This is a genomic window from Prosthecobacter sp. (assembly GCF_044226605.1).
Classification (GTDB): domain Bacteria; phylum Verrucomicrobiota; class Verrucomicrobiia; order Verrucomicrobiales; family Verrucomicrobiaceae; genus Prosthecobacter.
The window spans coordinates 149004-166003 of sequence record NZ_JBGAGS010000017.1 but is presented as its reverse complement, the minus strand read 5'-3'; the positions used below and the strand labels follow the sequence as shown (position 1 = coordinate 166003).

At 60.1% G+C, this 17000-nt stretch carries 15 protein-coding genes and 1 tRNA gene; 8 read left to right on the top strand and 8 right to left on the bottom strand.

Going from position 1 to position 17000, the window contains the following annotated elements; genetic code table 11:
• The first annotated feature begins 8 nt into the window (after positions 1 to 8).
• The 4 genes from ACILSO_RS22945 (at position 9) to ACILSO_RS22930 (ending at position 3069) form a co-directional block, all read left to right on the top strand.
• Complete coding sequence (locus ACILSO_RS22945) at positions 9 to 902, top strand: metallophosphoesterase (RefSeq protein WP_395739800.1); 894 nt, start codon at positions 9 to 11, stop codon at positions 900 to 902.
• A 57-nt stretch (positions 903 to 959) separates the two neighbouring features.
• Positions 960 to 2324 (top strand): DUF1501 domain-containing protein, encoded by a 1365-nt coding sequence (locus ACILSO_RS22940; protein WP_395739799.1) that lies wholly within the window; start codon positions 960 to 962, stop codon positions 2322 to 2324.
• A 28-nt stretch (positions 2325 to 2352) separates the two neighbouring features.
• Positions 2353 to 2643: a GIY-YIG nuclease family protein gene (locus ACILSO_RS22935; protein ID WP_395739798.1), complete on the top strand. Its 291-nt coding sequence runs from the start codon at positions 2353 to 2355 to the stop codon at positions 2641 to 2643.
• A gap of 78 nt (positions 2644 to 2721) precedes the next feature.
• Positions 2722 to 3069, top strand: coding sequence for a hypothetical protein (locus ACILSO_RS22930; RefSeq protein WP_395739797.1), 348 nt, complete (start codon positions 2722 to 2724; stop codon positions 3067 to 3069).
• 81 nt (positions 3070 to 3150) lie between these two features.
• On the opposite strand, the gene ACILSO_RS22925 is transcribed toward ACILSO_RS22930, so the two are convergent.
• Together ACILSO_RS22925 and ACILSO_RS22920 are read right to left on the bottom strand one after the other, a co-directional pair.
• Positions 3151 to 3224 (bottom strand) — tRNA-Gln (locus ACILSO_RS22925).
• Positions 3225 to 3289: 65 nt separating this feature from the next.
• Entirely contained in the window at positions 3290 to 4636 is a 1347-nt protein-coding gene (locus tag ACILSO_RS22920) for an alanine/glycine:cation symporter family protein (protein ID WP_395739796.1), read from the bottom strand.
• A 165-nt stretch (positions 4637 to 4801) separates the two neighbouring features.
• On the opposite strand from ACILSO_RS22920, the gene ACILSO_RS22915 reads away from it, so the two are divergent.
• Both ACILSO_RS22915 and ACILSO_RS22910 read left to right on the top strand, forming a co-directional pair.
• On the top strand, positions 4802 to 6289 hold the full coding sequence (locus ACILSO_RS22915) for an amino acid permease (RefSeq protein WP_395739795.1): 1488 nt from the start codon (positions 4802 to 4804) through the stop codon (positions 6287 to 6289).
• Positions 6290 to 6390: 101 nt separating this feature from the next.
• Positions 6391 to 7758, top strand: coding sequence for a Gfo/Idh/MocA family protein (locus ACILSO_RS22910; RefSeq protein ID WP_395739794.1), 1368 nt, complete (start codon positions 6391 to 6393; stop codon positions 7756 to 7758).
• Positions 7759 to 7844: 86 nt separating this feature from the next.
• On the opposite strand, the gene ACILSO_RS22905 is transcribed toward ACILSO_RS22910, so the two are convergent.
• From ACILSO_RS22905 to ACILSO_RS22895, 3 genes are all read right to left on the bottom strand, one after another.
• Positions 7845 to 9146: a DUF1501 domain-containing protein gene (locus ACILSO_RS22905; RefSeq protein WP_395739793.1), complete on the bottom strand. Its 1302-nt coding sequence runs from the start codon at positions 9144 to 9146 to the stop codon at positions 7845 to 7847.
• 24 nt (positions 9147 to 9170) lie between these two features.
• A complete protein-coding gene (locus ACILSO_RS22900) occupies positions 9171 to 11339 on the bottom strand; it encodes a DUF1549 domain-containing protein (RefSeq protein ID WP_395739792.1) in 2169 nt (722 codons plus the stop codon).
• A 124-nt stretch (positions 11340 to 11463) separates the two neighbouring features.
• Positions 11464 to 12039, bottom strand: a complete 576-nt coding sequence (locus ACILSO_RS22895) for a DUF4339 domain-containing protein (protein WP_395739791.1) — start codon at positions 12037 to 12039, stop codon at positions 11464 to 11466.
• Between the two features lie 122 nt (positions 12040 to 12161).
• Between ACILSO_RS22895 and ACILSO_RS22890 the strand changes: the two genes are divergently transcribed.
• Together ACILSO_RS22890 and ACILSO_RS22885 are read left to right on the top strand one after the other, a co-directional pair.
• On the top strand, positions 12162 to 13685 hold the full coding sequence (locus tag ACILSO_RS22890) for a hypothetical protein (RefSeq protein WP_395739790.1): 1524 nt from the start codon (positions 12162 to 12164) through the stop codon (positions 13683 to 13685).
• 142 nt (positions 13686 to 13827) lie between these two features.
• Complete coding sequence (locus ACILSO_RS22885; protein ID WP_395739789.1) at positions 13828 to 14460, top strand: NAD(P)H-dependent oxidoreductase; 633 nt, start codon at positions 13828 to 13830, stop codon at positions 14458 to 14460.
• Here ACILSO_RS22885 and ACILSO_RS22880 read toward each other — a convergent pair.
• From ACILSO_RS22880 to ACILSO_RS22870, 3 genes are all read right to left on the bottom strand, one after another.
• Entirely contained in the window at positions 14444 to 15163 is a 720-nt protein-coding gene (locus tag ACILSO_RS22880; protein WP_395739788.1) for a L,D-transpeptidase, read from the bottom strand. The two genes, ACILSO_RS22885 and ACILSO_RS22880, sit on opposite strands and share 17 nt — an antisense overlap.
• A 99-nt stretch (positions 15164 to 15262) precedes the next feature.
• On the bottom strand, positions 15263 to 16291 hold the full coding sequence (locus ACILSO_RS22875; protein WP_395739787.1) for a sugar phosphate isomerase/epimerase family protein: 1029 nt from the start codon (positions 16289 to 16291) through the stop codon (positions 15263 to 15265).
• A gap of 90 nt (positions 16292 to 16381) precedes the next feature.
• Entirely contained in the window at positions 16382 to 16729 is a 348-nt protein-coding gene (locus ACILSO_RS22870; protein ID WP_395739786.1) for a hypothetical protein, read from the bottom strand.
• Between the last annotated feature and the right edge of the window lie 271 nt (positions 16730 to 17000).

The following is a 17000-nucleotide window of genomic DNA, read 5'->3' as shown; positions in this document are numbered from 1 at the left end:
GCAACGTCATGCCGATTCACCTTGCTTCACGCCGACAATTTATCGCCCAGATGGGGGCCGCTGCGATCCTGACGCAGGGCAAAGGATATTCTGCGGAGGTGGATGGCGATTTGATCGCGATCCTGAACGACACGCATGTGGGAGGGAAACATCCGGAGAACTCGCCAATACCGACCCACCTGCGTGAGACGGTGGCGTATCTGGTGGGGCTGCCGAAGCGACCTGCGGCGGTGGTCATCAATGGTGATCTGGCGTTGAACAACGGGCAGCCGGACGATTACACGCATTTTGCCAAACTGATCGCGCCGCTGCGGGAGGCAGGAATGCCCGTGCATCTCAGCATGGGGAATCATGATGACCGCGATGTATTTTATGAAGTGCTGACGACGGAAAAGCCGACGACGGCGGCGGTGGTCTCCAAGCATGTGGGCGTGGTGCAGACGGCGCGTGCGAATCTCTTTCTGCTCGACTCGCTCAAGGCGCGCATGGTGGCGCAGGGGCTGCTGGGCGAAGAACAGCTCGCCTGGCTGGCCAAGGCGCTGGATGCGCATGCGGACAAGCCCGCGCTGGTGTTTGCCCACCACAATCCACGCCTCGGTGGAGACGCGAAGCACTTCCCTGGCGGCCTGGAGGATTCCGAGCCGCTGTGGGAGCTGCTGGTGTCGCGTCCGCAGGTGAAGGCCTACGTTCATGGACACATCCATCACAGGGACTTTTTCAAGCATCGTGACATCCACATCCTCAACACACCGGCGACGTCTTATGTGTCCAATCCCAAGGAGAGCACCACGGGATGGACGATGGCCAGACTGAGCGCCACAGGAGGGAGCTTCACCACGCATACGCACCTGCCGGAACACGCGTGGAATGGCTCCAAGGTGGATCTGGAATGGCGGGCTTAGACGGGCGTGCATCCCCTGCCCCGCAAGATTACGGCGTGGGTTCCGTAGGTTTTGTCCGTGAATCCCTCCGCACCCCAGATCCGCTTTTCGCGACGCAGCCTGCTGCATGCCGGCGGCATGGGTCTGCTCGGGATGGGAATGAACCGGCTGGCAGCCCTGGGTGCACCGATGAGCAACAGCAGCATCGGGCTGGGGAAGGCGAAGTCCGTGATCATGATCTTCAACGGGGGTGCTCCGAGCCACATTGATTTGTGGGATCCAAAGCCAGATGGTCCGGTGGAAATTCGTGGCGAGTTCAAGACGATCAAAACGAATGTGCCGGGCATTCATGTGACGGAGCTGCTGCCACAGATGGCGAAGCGGATGGACAAGCTGGCACTGATCCGCTCAGTGCACCACGGGCACAGCAGCCACAATGGTGGGATGCACTGGGCCACGACAGGACGGCCCTACCGGGTGGACAGCACCTTGATCACGCCGAGCCCGACAGATCTGCCAGGAGTGGGCACGCTGGTGGGCTGGCTGGCGCAGCGGGACGGTTTCAGCAAGGGAGTGCCGCCGTATGTGATCACGCCATTTCCGCACTGCGACAGCAAGGTGTACCTGACACCGGGGCAGTTCGGCGGCTGCCTGGGCACGCGCTTTGACCCCTATGTGCTGGATGATGATCCGAATGCAGCGACGTTTCGGGTGAGAAACATGGGGTTGGATGCGAGCCTCACGCCTGCACGTTTCCAAGAGCGCCTGGCGCTGCTCAATCACATGAGCGCCGCGGCGCTGCCCATCGCCTCCACGCAGGTGGCGCAGATGGACATCTTTAACGAGCAGGCGACGGCGATGCTGCAATCTGGCAAGGCGGCGGACGCTTTTGATCTGAGCAAGGAACCGACGAAGGTGCGGGAGCGCTACGGCAGGCACAGCTGGGGGCAGTCCCACCTGCTGGCACGGCGGCTGGTGGAGGCGGGCACGCGATTTGTGACAACGGTGAACGGCCCCTCCATCACCTGGGACACACACAAGGACAACTTCAACGGGCTGAAGAACCGGCTGGTGCCGCCGATGGAGCAGGCCTATGCAGCACTGCTGGATGACTTGGAAGAACGCGGCCTGCTGGAAAGCACGCTGGTGGTGTGGATGGGCGAATTTGGACGCACGCCGAAGATCAACAACGATGCGGGACGGGACCACTGGCCCGGGTGCTACAGTGTCCTGCTGGCAGGCGGCGGCGTGCGGGGCGGACAGGTCATCGGCAGTTCAGATGCCAGCGGGGCCTATCCCAAAGACCGGCCCGTCTCTCCGGCGGACATCCATGCGAGCATTTACTCCGCACTGGGATACGACTACCGCGAGATCAGCTATGCCTCGGCGGATGGGCGGCCTGTCGCCCTGACCGAGGGGACGACGATCAGCGAGCTGTTTTGATTTCGGGCGGTCCGCGCTATGGTGCGCGGTGCCGACGAAAAAGAAGAAAGCCGCCGCCAAAAAGAAACCCGCCAAAAAGAAGTGGGTGCTCTACGTGCTGCGGTGCAAGGACGGCACGCTGTATTGCGGGATCACCAATGATCTGGAGAGGCGCATCGCGCAGCACAACGCGGGCAAGGGCGCCCGCTACACGCGTGGCCGGGGACCGGTGAGCCTGGTGAAATCGTGGCCTCAGAAGAATCAATCGGCGGCCCTAAGAGCAGAAATTTCTTTCAAAAAACTGAGCCGGCCGGCCAAAGAAGTGCATCTGGCTGAATAAGAATGCATTTCGTAGCAGAAAAGTGACATTTACGCAGTGTTTCTGAGACAGAAGGGCATTTGTGTGGTACTGGGAAAGATGGTCACCACAAAAGCCGCCACCAAAAAAGCACCTTTCTCCCGTCGAGTAGTTGATCACGTCACCGATGAATTGGTGAATGTTCTTTCCTCCGGTGAAACTTTTGAGTTCAAAGCCCTGTTCGCCAAGGTTTTCGAGGGGCTGAAGCTGAAGAATGCCGTGAGCGGTGGCGAAGAAATGCTGCGTCTGCGCTCCTATGAGAAGATTTTGAAGCTGACCAACTGTGGTCTGGTGAAAAAGGTGGGCAAAACCTATCGCGCCCTGGAAGGAATCGAAACCGCCTCCAGCACGCACCGCCTGGCACGCCTGGACTCCGCAATCCTGGCAGCTACTCAGGCGAAGGCCTGATCCATTCGTCTCTTATTCAACACTCGGCACGGTAATCCACTCAGGATGCCGTGCCGTTTTTGTTTACTGCCTTTGGCAGAGTGGTTGCCTCACAAGGATTCGAACCTTGAATAACAGATTCAGAATCTGCTGTGTTACCATTACACCATGAGGCAGTGAGTGGCGGGCGAGGATCATAGAGGCGACCGGCGCTCTTGCAAGTGGGACGGCAGATTTTTTCTCAGCTTTTTCCTTTCAGTTCGTGGCTGTGAGCCTTGGTTTCGGCCACAATGACGCCGCTGAGGCAGATCAGGCAGATGAGATTGGGGATGGCCATGAGACCGTTGGCGGCATCGGCAAAGTCCCAGACGGCCTGTGCAGGCTGGACGGAACCGAAGAGGACTGCGAGCACCCAGAGAATGCGGTAGGGCTTCACCGAGCGGGTGCCGAAGAGGTACTCGGCGGCCTTTTCGCCATAGTAACCCCAGCCGAGAATGGTGGAGAAGACGAAGGTCATGAGGCCGAAAAGCAGGATGTAGGGTCCCCAGGTGTGCAGATCATTGAAGGCGGCGCTGGTGAGCGCGGCTTTGGGCAGACCGTCCTTCCAGTGGCCGCTGCTCACCACCACCAGGCCAGTCATGAGGCAGACGACCACGGTGTCCCAGAAGGTGGCCGTGCTGCTGACAAGCGCCTGACGCACCGGATTGCGCGTCTGCGCCGCGGCCGCCACGATTGGAGCAGAGCCGAGGCCGGATTCATTGGAGAACAGGCCGCGCGCGATGCCGGCGCGTGCGACTTCCTTCAAACCAGCCCCCACGAAGCCGCCTACCGCCGCCTGCCCGGTCCAGGCGCCGTTCCAGATGTCCAGGAAGGTCTGCGGCAACACTGCATAGTTTTTGATCAGGATCAGAGCGCAACCGACCACATACCCCACCGCCATGACCGGCACAAGAAAGCCGCACACCTTGGCGATGCTCTTCACCCCGCCGAGCACCACTGCCGCAGTGAGTGCCGCCATCACCCCGCCAGCGATCCAGCGCAGCTGGGTGACGGACTCGGGCTTTATTTTCTCGATGAGCATTTCCACGATGCTGTTGGCCTGGGTCATGTTGCCGATGCCAAAGGCGGCAATGCAGGTGAAAATGGCAAACACCACGCCCAGCCATTTTTTCCCCAGACCGCGCTCAAGCGCATACATAGGGCCGCCCGCCATGCTGCCGTCCGGCATGGTGATGCGATACTTCACCGCCAGCACCGCCTCTGAATACTTGGTGGCGATGCCAAACACGCCCGTGAGCCACATCCACAGCACCGCGCCGGGCCCGCCCGTGGCCACCGCGCCGGCCACGCCAATGATATTTCCCGTGCCGATGGTGGCGGCCAGCGCCGTCATGAGCGCGCCGAACTGGGAGACATCCCCCTCACCTTCCTTCTGCCTGGAGAAAGAGATGCGGATAGCCTGCACAAGATACCGCTGGATGAACCCGGTGCGCACCGTCAGAAAAAGATGCGTTCCGAAAAGCAGGATAATGAGAGGCGCTCCCCAAACGAAACCGGCAAGATCCGAGGCAATTTTGGCAAAATCCATGCAGTCCTTTTAAGGGGGGAATCCATCTCCCGCCAAGAAGAAAGAGTGCCGAGGGCAGGCTTTTTGGCGGACTGAAGCCCTCATCGCTTGAATTGGTGATTGCCATTCTGGCGCGGGGCCTGCTAGCCTTGCATCAACTTCACACACTCCCAGACACTTCTCCTCATGCCAAACCAGCTTCTTGCCACCAAGGACATCCCCACCATCATCCATGAAGCCGAGAAAGGAGAAGGAGACGCCCATGTGACGCTGAAGCGGTCGCTGGGAGCGCTGAATCTCGCGACGCTGGGAATCGGGGCCATCATTGGCGCGGGGATTTTCTCCCTGACAGGCCAGGCGGCGGGCGAGTTTGCGGGGCCGGCGGTGACGATCTCCTTCATCATCGCGGGCATCGGCTGTGCGCTGGCGGGACTGTGTTACGCGGAGTTTGCCTCGATGATCCCGGTGGCTGGCAGCGCCTACACGTATTCTTACGCGACCATGGGCGAGCTGATGGCCTGGATCATCGGCTGGGATCTGGTGCTGGAATATGCGGTGGCGGCAGCGACAGTGGCGATCAGTTGGTCGGCGTATTTGAACAAGCTCGTCGCCATCATGGCGGGACCAAAAGTGGCGGCAAGCTGGCTACCATGGATGCTCTCGCCGTTTTCAGAAACGACGCTGAAAGACGGAACCGTGGTGCACGGCATCGTGAATCTGCCAGCGGTGTTTATCATTGTGCTGATGTCCGCGCTGCTTATGAAAGGCACGAAGGAATCTGCGACGGTGAACAATATCATCGTGGCGCTGAAGATCGCGGTGGTGCTGTGCTTCATCGCGCTAGGCTGGGGCCACATGAATCCACAGAACCATGTGCCGTATATCCCGGAGAATGTGAGCGGGCATTTTGGTGAGTATGGTTGGACGGGCATATTGCGCGCGGCGGGAGTCATCTTCTTTGCCTACATCGGCTTTGACGCGGTCTCCACGGCGGCGCAGGACGCAAAGAATCCGAAGCGTGACCTGCCGCTGGGCATCCTGGGATCTCTGGCGATCTGCACGGTGCTGTATATCCTGTTTGCACATGTGCTGACAGGCCTGGCAAAATATAGTGAATTCCGCAACGGGGAGGACAGCCTAGCACCCGTGGCGATCGCTATTGAGAACACCCCTTATCATTTTATGAAGACGGCGATCATCTGCGCGATTCTGGCGGGCTATGGTTCGGTGATCCTGGTGCTGCTGATGGGGCAGTCGCGGGTGTTTTTCTCTATGGCAAAGGACGGACTGGTGCCGCAGGTGTTTGCGAAGGTAAACCCGAAGACGCAAACGCTGGTTTCGAGCAATATCCTGTTCATGGTTTTCACCGGCCTGTTTGCGGCGCTGGTGCCGGGATCCATCGTGGGGCACATGACGAGCATCGGTACTCTGCTGGCGTTTGTGCTGGTCTGCGTAGGGGTGGTCATTTTGCGCCGCACCAAGCCGGAGCTGGAGCGCGGATTCCGCTGCCCTTGGGTGCCGGTGGTACCGGTGCTGGGCGCGCTGGTTTGCTTGGGCATGATGGCCTCACTCGACCGTGAGACGTGGGAACGGCTGATCATCTGGCTGGCGATCGGGCTGGCGATTTATTTTGGCTATGGCAAAAAGCACAGCAAGCTGCGCGCAGGGAAGTAACTGCGCTCCGCAATAGGCGAAAAGCATTCCTGGAATAAAGCGCGTTTCTGATTGCGTAGATGAGCGCCGCTCCGCTATCTTCGCGGCCCAATCCATTCCACATGAAGCCTTCGCTCTTCCCCAACCGTCGTACCTTCCTCCGCAACACCGCCGCAACAGCCGGCAGCATCTTTCTGCCCAATCTGCTGATCGGCCAGGAAGGCGGCGTCAAAAAAATCAACGTAGCAGGCATCGGTGGTGCAGGCGGCAAGGGAGGCTCTGACGTGGGCATTTCTGCCAAGGGTGCCAACATTGTGGCCATCTGCGACGTGGACCGCGACCGCCTGAAGCAGGCGCAGCAGAAGTACCCGGACGCGAAGATGTTTGAGACCTTCCGCGAGATGTTCGACGCGATGGGCGACAAGATCGACATGTGCACGGTGTCCACTCCCGACCACGCGCACTACCCTGCGGCGATGGAGGCCATCAAGCGCGGCAAGCATGTGTGCGTGCAGAAGCCGCTGGTGAACCGCATCTGGGAAGCCAATCAGCTGCACGAAGCCGCCAAGAAGAAGGGCGTGAAGACCAACATGGGCAACCAGGGCCACACGGGCAAGGGCATCCGCTTCCTGAAGCAGTGGGTGAGCGAGGGCATCGTGGGCAATGTGAAGGAAATCCACGTCTGGACCAACCGCCCCATCTGGCCGCAGGGCAACGAGGCCAAGGCCAAGTATGTCTCCGGCGACGTGCCAGCGAACCTCAACTGGGACGCCTGGCAGGGCGCTGTGCCCGCGACTCCTTACATCAACGGACTGCACCCCTTTGCCTGGCGCGGCCACCGCGAGTATGGCGCAGGCGCCATGGGCGACATGGGCTGCCACCTGCTGGACGGTCCCTTCTGGGCCTGCGGCCTGGGTGAGCCCTACAAGATGGAAGCCGAGTGCACCGAACTGACCGACGTGAGTTGGCCGAAGTCCTCCCACGTGATCTTCTACTTCAAGACGGAGAAGTACGGCGAGATCAAGCTGCACTGGTATGAAGGCAGCCTGAAGCCCGAGCGTCCGGCTGAGCTGGAAGCAGACCGTGACTGGGACAAGATCAAAGGCGGCTTCCTGCTCCGTGGTGATGCAGGCGTGATCCTGAACACGGACGACTACTGCGGCAGCCCGCGCCTGATTCCGAGCACGAAGATGGCTGACTTCCTCGGTGGCAAGTCCCCTGAGCTGAAGATCGAAGGCGCGCTGGCCGAAGGTGAGCCACAGCTGGAACTGATCCGCGCCATCGAGCAGAACAAGATCTGCGGCAGCAACTTTGACTACTCCGTGCCGCTGACCAAGCTCTGCCTCTTCGGCAATCTGGCGATCGCCAACCCCGGCAAGGTCATCAACTGGGACAGCTCCAAGCAGCAGTCCGACAATGCTGAAGCCAATGCGCTGATCACCCGCGCGGCCTACCGCCAGGGCTGGGATTACAGCGCTGCGAACATCTAGTCGGCACCTGAGAGGCTCAATCATCAAAACGCCCGGCAGATTCCTCTGCCGGGCGTTTTTTTTGTTATTGGGAACTGACCTCGACCTCAGGCGAAGAGGTGGGTGAGCGGCTGGCCTTTGTCGGCGACGGTGAAGGGGCGCTTGGTGGGTGAATAGACGACCTGGTCCAGCGGCAGACCGAGCGCGTAGCCGATGGTGGCATTCAGATCGGGAGGACCGACTTTGTCTGCAGCCACGCCAGCACCGTCCGGTGTGGTGGCGCCGTATTTGATGCCGCCCTTGATGCCACCGCCGATGATGACAGAGGAGAAGACGGGATAATGATCGCGGCCCTGGTTCTGATTGATCTTGGGGGTGCGACCAAACTCGGAACTGACCACGATCATGGTGCTGTCCAGCATGCCGCGCTGTTCGAGATCGGTGATGAGAGCAGCGAGTGCGGTGTCGAGAGTGTTGCAAAGCTGCGGCACGTTGATGAAATTGGCCACGTGGGTGTCCCAGCTGCCGAAGCTGACTTCAATGAAACGGACACCGTGCTCGACGAGGCGGCGTGCGAGCAGGCAGCCCTGCCCGAACGTGTCCTTGCCATAGGCCTGGCGCACGGCGTCGGGTTCCTTGGTGAGGTCAAAGGCGGCGAGGTCCTCGCTCTTCATGAGCTTCACAGCATCGTCATAGACATCCGCGTAGGCTTTGACGCCGCGGGTGTCCCACTTGCCCTGGAACTCGGCATCGAGGGAGCGGGCGAGATCACGACGCATGCCGAAACGTTCGTCGGTGACGCCTTTTTGAGGCGTGACATTTTGCAGCCCGGCCTCGGGATTGTTCACCATGAGCGGGCCGTGCTTTTTGGCAAAGAAGCCGGCACCCGGATGGCGGCTGTCATTGCCGACATAGACATAGGGCGGCAGCGCGGGATTGCCGGGCCCCTGGAAAACGCTGAGCCATGCGCCCATGCCGGGATGCTTGATGGTGCTGCGCAGGCCAAAGCTGGTGTGCATGAAGTAGTTGGCCTGTTCATGCGCCGCGGTGTTGGTGGCCATGGAATTGATAACGCAGGCGTGGTGCATCTTTTTGGCCATGCGGGGCAGGTACTCGCTGAGGAGCACGCCATCGGCACTGGTCTTGATGGCCTTGACCGGGCCGGCGACATCCTTGTTGTCGGGCTTGGGATCCCAGGTGTCCAGATGGCTCTGGCCGCCGGTCATGTAGAGGAAGATGACGTTGCGTGCAGTGGCGGCCTGTTTTGCAGTGGCGCTGCCTTCACCGACGGCGAAGGCTTTGCTGGAGAACAGATGCTCCATGGAGGGAAGCAGGCCGACGCCGAGGCATGACTGGGCCATGCGGGTCAGGACAGCGCGGCGGGAGAGATCGTTGGATGGCGTTTTCATGGTGAAATCGAAATGAGGTGTTGGTTATTCAACGAAGATGAAGCGCTGAGTGCTGAGGGCGGCGAGGGTGACGTCCTCCCAGAGAGTCTTTGAAGAGGCGTAGCTTTCCAAAGTCTGAAGCATGTGGGCCTTCTCCTTTGCGGTCGGTTTGCGGGAGTAGAGGCTGAGGAAGAGGGTGTCGATCTTCTCGTCGTTGGTGGTGGCCTTGCGCAGATTGATGCTGAGGGTGGACCAGGCACTGGTGAGCTGGGTGAGGAGGGAGCCGTTCATCATCGTCAGTGCCTGGGGGACGCTGGCTTCGTCATTGGCGTTTTCGATGATCTCGCGGTCGCTCTGGCCGAACTCGCGGAGGAAGTGGCCGCGAGGTGCGGGGGACGGAAGCTCCGCGGCGCGGCTCCAGGTCTGGTGGAGGGTGCGCTGGTAGTTTTCGAAGCTCTTGATGCTCTTTTCATCCTTCATGCCGAGGAGTGTTTCGTCATCCTTCAGCGTGGCCATGATCTTTGGATTAAGCGGGGCGGCCTTGGGATCGACGCGGCTGTCTTCCATGAGGTTCATCATGGCCATCTCCATGGGGCCTTCCCCACTTGCGGCGGCAAGTTCCTTCTGGATGTCCTGATTGCCGGACTTTTTGGCGGCGGCGTAGAAGCATTTGGAAACCTGCTCGCGCAGGATGCGCTGGCTTTCACCGAGGCGGCGCTGGATGTCCTTGGCCTTCGCCTTGTCCTCCTTGGCGCGGGCTTCATCGAGTTCCTTGCGGAGCTGGTCGAACTGCTTGTTTTGCTCGCGCATGGCGGCGGCGACTTCCTTCGCAGCTTCGAACAGCAGAGAGGCCTCGGTCTTGTCGAGCAGGCCCGCAAGGTGGTGGCGATTTTCAAGGTCACGGCGCTCGCGTTCGCGGCTGCTCCAGTTTGGCTGATCGGGGTCCGGGCTGACGAGGGTGACGAGAGAGTCCCACACCTGCTCGGCACGCATGCGATGGAAGACGGGTCCCTGGAAGTAGTAAGGCGTGCCGGGAGAGATTTCCTTGGTGCTCTCGCGGGCGAAGGCCTGGGTGTTCAGCAAAAGGCGGAGATAAGCCTTCATGTCGTACTTCAGCGCGACCATCTGGCGCTCGAGGAAATGCATGAGCTCAGGGTTTGAGGCCACGCTGCTGTCCATCATTTCATCCACCTGCTCATAGAGGCCCGCGCCGAAGACGCGCTGCCAGAGACGGTTGGCAATGATGGTGGTGAAGCGGGGATTTTCCGAAGAGGTGAGCCACTGGCCGAATTCGCCGATGGTGTTTGCCTCCTTCTGCAGCGCCACGGGTTTGCCAAACATGACGGAGGCCTGCACGACGTCCTTGGGTTTGGCGTCCTTGTATTTGTAGTCGTGCGGGAGACGGAGCTGGGACTTGTTTTGCACCACGAGGGTGTCGCGCAGAGGACGCATGGCTTCATTGAGCGCCTGGCGCATGAGGTCGCGGGTTTCATTATCCAGGGACTTGTCCGTGCGCAGCATTTTCTGAGCTTCCTCGGCACTCTTGGAGCGGTAGCTGGAGGCGCTCATGTTGTGCGTGAAGGCGGCCATTTCGTAGAACTGCTTCTGCGTCCATTTGTCGAAGGGATGGTCATGGCACTGGGCGCATTCCATGCGGGTGCCAAGGAAGATGCGGGTGGTGTTGGAGAGATTGTCCAGCGGCATGCCACGGTCCCGCATGTAGTAGCCGATGGCGCCGGTGTCGAAGCAGGTGCCCTCGCTGGAGACCAGCTCGCGTGACATCTGGTCCCAGGGCTTGTTTTCCCGCAGGGCGGCACGGATGTAGTTCAGGTAGTTCAGGGAGGTGGTGCTGCCTGCCACGCCCTGGCTCTGGGCACGAAGAACGTCCGCCCAGTAGTTGAAAAAGTTCTGCACGTAGCCTTCGCTGGAGAGAAGGGAGTCGATGAGCTTGGCACGCTTGTCCGGCATCTGGCAGGCGTGAAATGCGCGGGCTTCATCGAGGGAGGGAATGCGGCCAACCACTGTGAGATAAGAACGGCGCAGGAAGGTGGCGTCATCCACCGGGGCGTTTGGCTTGATCTTGTGTTTCTGCCAGCTTTTGGCGAGTAGAGCATCGACCTGCTTCGAGGCAGCGGAGGTGTCCACAGGGTCTGCGTGCGCCGTGATGGCAAACAGTGCGGTGGCGAGGAGAGAAAGTGGGTGGATGGCTTTCATGCCAGAACCAACGCCATCCCGTTCAAACAGATGTCAGCGCGAGCGCAGGATGCCAATCGCCGCACAAGAAACGGCAACCCAGTGCTTGCCCAAAAGCGCAAAGAGAATCACCCCAGCGGAAAAATCACTTCGCGGAAGTGTCGTTGAGCAGCCCTTTGATCACATCCATGGCCTCGCCCATGCCTTTGGAAAGTTCGGCGAGTCCGGGCCCGAGAATCCATGAGGCGTAGGTGATGCCGACCCACCACGCAATGGCGTTCAAGATGATCAAGACGGTGACGAGCACCTCCACCCAGCGGCCCCAGACAATGAGGTAGCCATTCTCGTCCTTCTTCTGGCGGAAGATGTGATCGGAATAAAGGGCGACAGCTGCCCACCAGAGCATGGGAGGGAAGAACAGGAAACCTGCGATCATGCGCCGCAGCACGACACCGCCGCGTTGATTGTAGGGCACACGATTGTAGTCCCGGTAGCGCGCCACACGACGGCGGAGAGGCAGGACGGTGAGGCCGTCGGCAGCCACCTGGCCTTCGGCATGAAGTTCCAGAAGGGTGGAAACCGGCCGCCACTGCTCCTCATCTTCGCGCTTCACCAGATCGCTGTCACGGATGGATCCGTAGGCGAGAAAATTGCGCAGATCGTCCTTCGAGCAGGGGCCGAGCGTCTTCTGTCCTTTGGCGATGTAGTAGGTTGCGTGCACGAATCGTTAGGGAATCGAACGGCTCAATATAGTTGGGAAAGCCGGTAATATGCAATATTCGCACCAAGATGTAATGTAAGTTTTTTATCATCAAAGTGACTCAAATCTGACGTACGTGCTGGATGCGACTGTTCATCACCCTTGCCTGCCTGTTCACGGTTTCACTTCACGCCCAGACACCCTCGGTGGGCTCCAGCATCAAGGCCGGATTTGCCGAGCGGGACATCACCCCGGGGATCGGGATGGAGCAGCCGGGGGGCTACGGGAAGAGCTACCACCGGACCTATCATGACGCCTGCAAAGTGCGGGTGGCCTTGTTCGATGACGGGAAAAAGACAGCCGTAACCATCGGCCTCGACACGCTGGTGGTGCCACGCCAGGTGGTGCTGGACGCGCGGGCGCAGATTGAAAAAGCCACGGGCATCAAGGGAGATGCGGTGCTGATCTGTGCTTCGCACTCGCACAGTTCAGGGCCCGTAGGAATGGTAATGCCGGGAGAGTATGACACGGCCTCGGATCTGGTGAAGAAGCTGGCGTATGAAGAGTCTTCCTGCGCGGACCCCGGCTATCTACTGCGGCTGACGCATGAGATCGTGGCAGGTGTGGTGGCGGCACATCAAAGCAAGGTGCCGGTGCAACTCGGCTGCGGCTTTGGCCATGAGGACAAGGTGGCTTACAACCGCCGGCTGCGGATGAAGAACGGGCAGACGTGGAGCCACCCGCGAGCGGGAAATCCGGACATCATCGAATACGCAGGACCGATCGATCCGCAGGTAGGAGTGATCGGAGCCTGGGACATGCAGGGACAGCTGGTGGGCGTGGTGGTGAACTACGCCTGCCATGCGACGACGAATCCGGGCGGTATCTCTGCCAACTGGATCCAATACCTGGAAAAGACCATTCAGGGAGGCATGGACACGCACGCACCAGTGGTCTTTCTGCAAGGGGCATGCGGGGACATCACGCAGGTGGACAACCTGAGCCCGTATCAGAATCCAAAACCAGAAGAGTGGAGCAGGCTGGTGGGAGGGAGGATCGGTGCGGAGGCGATCCGGGTTTTGCTTTCGATGCCACGCTTCACGGCTGCGCCGATCGATACGAGGCAGGAGGTGCTGAAGATCAAACGGCGGCCGCCTTCGGCGCAGCATGTGCAGAAGAGCCTGGAGATCGCCAGCAAGGCCAGGGCGCCCGGAGATCCGACGGACTACTTGTTTGCGAAGGAGATCCTGATGCTGGACCATCTGAACAAGACAGTGCCAGTGGTGGATTGCGAGGTGCAGTGCATCAAGGTGGGACCCGTATGTTTTGTGTCGGACCCGGCGGAATATTTTGTGCAGTATGGGCTGGACATCAAAAAGGGCAGCCAGCACGCGTTTACGTTTCCGTGCGAACTTTCCAATGGGATCGTCGGCTACGTTCCCACGGAGGAGGCCTTCGGGCCGCATGGGGGCGGGTATGAGACGAGGCTGACGGCTTATTCGAACCTCGAGATCACGGCGGGGACGCAGATGGCCAAGAAGGGTGTGGAGCTGGCGAACCAGATGACGGCGGAACCGAAGCCTGAGCCTCCGAAAGCACTCCCATTTGGCGGGGCGGGCAAAGGGGTGCCGTGGACGTATGGGAATGTGCCGCCGGAGCTGGAGTAAAGGGCGCCCCGACCAGAACCGGCTAAAGCCAGCCATACAATAGGCAGGATGTGGCTTGCGGAGTGATGGAGGGATTGCGTGCGCGGCTTGCGGGCAACTTTGAGCTTTAAAGGTGGGACTTGTCACTCATAGTCGCGGCTCAATGACCTCCGCCGAACTTCTCACTGCCCTGAACTGGCGCTATGCCACGAAAGTTTTCGACTCCACGAAGAAGATCCCTGACGACATCTGGGCTGCGCTGGAAGAGTCGCTGATTTTGACTCCGTCGAGCTACGGGCTGCAGCCATGGAAGTTTATCATCATCCAGGACAAGGAGCTGCGGGAGGAACTGGTGGGGCATTCATGGAAGCAGCGGCAGGTGGTGGACTGCTCGCACCTGGTGGTGATGGCGACGAAGCGGACGATGTCTGAAGCGGAGATCGATGCGAACCTGATGCGCATTGCGGAAGTTCGCGGGGGCACGCCGGATTCGCTGGCGGGTTTTCGCAAGATGCTGACCGGGACGCTGGCGCAGGGCTACATGACGCCGGAGTGGGCGAAGATGCAGGCCTACATCGCGCTGGGGCAGTTCATGGCGGCGGCGGCGCTGCTGGGTGTGGACACCTGCCCGATGGAGGGATTCAAGCCGGACAAGTATGACGAGGTGCTGGGACTGGAGGCGCAGGGATTTACGGCTGCGGTGCTGTGCCCGGCGGGATATCGGCATGCGGATGACCGCTATGCGGTGCTGCCGAAGGTGCGGTTCAAGAGCAGCGATGTCATTGAGCACCGCTGACCCATTGCACCAGGCATGGCTCGGCCGAGGGATCGAGCCAGGTTAGGATGTGGAGAAGATCGGATTCTGACATGGCGGTGCAGCCTGCAGTGGGAGTATCTGGCGTGAGCCAGATGTGGAGGAAGATGCAGGAGCCGAGGCCAGGAGTGCGGCGGGGATTGTGCGCGATTTCAGCGCCCAGTTTGTAGAGGCTGCCGCCGGGGATCATGGTTTCGGGACCGGTCCAGTCACAGGGCACGATGCGGTCATCGACGATCTGGTTGTAATGCTTTGAGCGGACGTCATCGATGCCCCAGTGATGCGGGGTGCAGTGGATGTAGGGGAGCTTGATCGCAGAGGGTTTGGGGTCGCTGCCGAAGGCCTGGGGGATGCGGAAGATGCCGACGGGGGCGCAGCCATCCCCTTCCCTTTTCGTGCGGAAACCGGCGGGCGCAGAGAGAGCGAATTCGCCATGGCCCCAGGCGAGGCCGTTGCGACCGATGCGAGCGAGGATGGGGGCGCTGACGGACTGCCAAGTGTTTGACGAGGTGCGCTCCAGAATGCGGACTTCGGCCGCAGTGGTGTGCGAGTCTGCGGCGGTGACGTAGAGGACCTGCTTGCAGCTTTGAGGCAGGACAGCGCTGATCTCAGGAGGGAGCGTCACGGGGGCATGCATGTGCGCACAGGAGGCGAGTGTGAGGAGCAAGACAAGGAAACGATGCATGCGCGGCGGATGAAAATGAAAACGCCGCAGAGGTGTGAAACTCTGCGGCGTCAGGGAAGTCATGGGGCACAGCACAGGGGACTGTGCGGACCACTATGGTTACCAGCCGTGGGCGTCGCGCACTTTGATCATGGCGGCGAGGATCTTGTTCCAGGTGTCCGGCGTTTCGAGCACGGCGTTCGGGAACATGCAGCCATCCCAGCAGATGTGCTTGATGCCACGGGAGGCGGCGTCTTTGAGCCAGTAGCCGGAGGCCTTGGTGATGTCGAGCTTACCGTTTGGATCGTCAGCGCGGCAGTGCTTGCCGGTTTTGTCGTGGGAGCCGGCGCCGTGCACGGTGCCGTCGTTCTGCGCGACGTGGAAGTCGATGGTCCAGGGGCGGAGGGCATCGGTCATTTTTTCATAGGCGGCCCAGAACTCGGCGTCGCTGTAGCCTTCTTTAAGGAGGGCGTGCTCAGGAGCATTGTAGCCGAGAGTGTAGAGGTAGGTGTGGGCGAGGTCGGCCTGGAAGCCGAGGGCGTTCGGCATGCCAACGCCTTCGAGGACATCAAGCATGTCCTTCCAGGAGTGCATGCCGGCCCAGCAGATTTCGCCTTCGGCGGCGAGGCGCTCACCGCTGTCTGCGGCGATCTGCGCGGCCTTCTTGAAGGTGTCCACGATGCGGGCGGTGTTTGCCTTCGGATTTTCGCGCCACTTGGCGATGCCGAACTCGGCGGAGTCGATGCGGATGACGCCGTATTTGCGGACGCCATGGTTGTTGAAGATCTTGGCGATGCGGCAGGCCATCTTGACGGCGCTGAGGAATTTCTCCTGCTGCGCGTCGTCGCCCATGGCGGAATCACCGACGGTGCCGGGCCAGACGGGAGCCACGAGGGATCCAACGCTGAAGCCCTTGCCGGCGATGAGGTCGGCGATCTTCTTGATCTCGTCGTCGCTGGCCTCAGGATTGGTGTGAGGGAGGAAGAGGAAGTAGTCGATGCCCTCGAACTTCTGGCCGTTCACTTCCGCGGCAGCGGTGAGATCGAGCATTTTTTCGAGGCTGATCGCCGGTTCCTGGCCTTCGCCATCGCCTTTGCCGACGAGACCGGGCCACATTGCATTGTGAAGTTTGGGAGAGGAGTAGCTCATGGTAGTTGCTTGGATTGGGAAACGAGGCCGCGAGGTTAGCGGGAAGGTTTGGGAACGCACGAACAAAGTTGCGTGATTTCAGCCATTGGACTAGACCAGCCCTAGGGGGGCTCCCGGTGTGAACCCCGGAAACACATTCGACACCTCTGCGCCTCGCATCCGGGCCAGCAGCACCTCGCTGAGGACCTGGCGGTAGTCCGTGGTGATGGCGAGGTCAGCGTGTTCGTCGAGCTTGTCATTGGCGAGGCCGGGCCAGACGCCGTGGCAGCGCCCGAATTCGCTCATGATGACGATGGTGGTGCGCTGATGCTGCGAGGCGACTTGAAGGCCGAACTGCTGGTCGAGGAGGCGGAGCAGGCGCTCCTCATCTTCATTGACCTTATTCGGAGCAGAGGCGGCCATCATGGACTTGGTGCCGGCGGCAACGGCGGAGGTCATAGCCTGGGTTTCAAACTTGATGTGGAGACGAAGTTTGCTCAGGCGCTAGCGGCAGTCGGCGTCGGCTTTTCATCGGGTGCGAGCTGGGAGGTGACCCAGCTTTTGCATCTAGACAAATACAATCCTGCCAGATGAACCGATATCGTTTAGCAATTCTCTTGAGCAACCCGCCTCACTCATTTTATTTTGAATGTTTTGCTTATTTTTAATATATACTTTACTTAATCCGTAAAAAATAATTGCGTTTGAAAAAGTTTATTTATGATCCTCA

Coding starts and splice junctions, on each gene's coding strand:
- ACILSO_RS22945 (WP_395739800.1), top strand. CDS start 9: ATGCCGATTCACCTTGCTTCACGCCGACAATTTATCGCCCAGATGGGG.
- ACILSO_RS22930 (WP_395739797.1), top strand. CDS start 2,722: ATGGTCACCACAAAAGCCGCCACCAAAAAAGCACCTTTCTCCCGTCGA.
- ACILSO_RS22920 (WP_395739796.1), bottom strand. CDS start 4,636: ATGGATTTTGCCAAAATTGCCTCGGATCTTGCCGGTTTCGTTTGGGGA.
- ACILSO_RS22915 (WP_395739795.1), top strand. CDS start 4,802: ATGCCAAACCAGCTTCTTGCCACCAAGGACATCCCCACCATCATCCAT.
- ACILSO_RS22910 (WP_395739794.1), top strand. CDS start 6,391: ATGAAGCCTTCGCTCTTCCCCAACCGTCGTACCTTCCTCCGCAACACC.
- ACILSO_RS22905 (WP_395739793.1), bottom strand. CDS start 9,146: ATGAAAACGCCATCCAACGATCTCTCCCGCCGCGCTGTCCTGACCCGC.
- ACILSO_RS22900 (WP_395739792.1), bottom strand. CDS start 11,339: ATGAAAGCCATCCACCCACTTTCTCTCCTCGCCACCGCACTGTTTGCC.
- ACILSO_RS22890 (WP_395739790.1), top strand. CDS start 12,162: ATGCGACTGTTCATCACCCTTGCCTGCCTGTTCACGGTTTCACTTCAC.
- ACILSO_RS22885 (WP_395739789.1), top strand. CDS start 13,828: ATGACCTCCGCCGAACTTCTCACTGCCCTGAACTGGCGCTATGCCACG.
- ACILSO_RS22880 (WP_395739788.1), bottom strand. CDS start 15,163: ATGCATCGTTTCCTTGTCTTGCTCCTCACACTCGCCTCCTGTGCGCAC.
- ACILSO_RS22875 (WP_395739787.1), bottom strand. CDS start 16,291: ATGAGCTACTCCTCTCCCAAACTTCACAATGCAATGTGGCCCGGTCTC.
- ACILSO_RS22870 (WP_395739786.1), bottom strand. CDS start 16,729: ATGACCTCCGCCGTTGCCGCCGGCACCAAGTCCATGATGGCCGCCTCT.